The organism is Vibrio sp. 1249-1 (assembly GCF_033340495.1).
On the sequence record NZ_JAWOWJ010001028.1, the window covers coordinates 1 to 547 of the forward strand.

The window sequence follows — 547 nt, forward strand, 5'->3', positions numbered from 1 at the left end:
ATTGAATACGGTTTGTCAGCCGCCGACGTGAACTTGGCATTAAAAGACGATCGCACGATTCATCGTTCAAATACCGAGGCGTTTGGCTCTCGCAGTGCAGAGCTAGCGTTTAAATCGGATAGCACCGCACGTTATGACGATTTGTACTATACCGTCACACCAAGCAAAGTGGATGAAGCCGTCGATGACAACGAGCAAAACCTCAAACTGATGACTTACAACATTTGGGCCTTGCCTGCGATTGCGTCACATATTGGTGACCGTTACGAGTTAATCCCCGATTACGTAAAAGGCTATGACGTACTGGCATTGCAAGAGGTTTTTGCTAGTGGTCGTGATGCATTTTTACGTGAGCTTGCAAAAGATTACCCATACCAAACGAAGATATTGGATAAAGATGGCTTCAACGTTTACGACGGAGGCGTAGTCATTGTGAGTCGTTACCCTATCGTCAACGAGGCACAATACGTGTTCCCAGATCGTTCGGGTACCGATTGCTTCGCTGATAAAGGCGTAAACTACGCAGAGATCATCAAAGGTGGTCAGG

The 547-nt window shown here is 46.8% G+C and carries 1 protein-coding gene; it reads left to right on the plus strand.

Features of this window, described 5'->3' with window-relative positions; translation table 11 throughout:
* Nucleotides 1-547: endonuclease/exonuclease/phosphatase family protein (locus tag R7Z50_RS30280; RefSeq protein WP_318150120.1), on the plus strand; the 547-nt coding region annotated here is incomplete at both ends.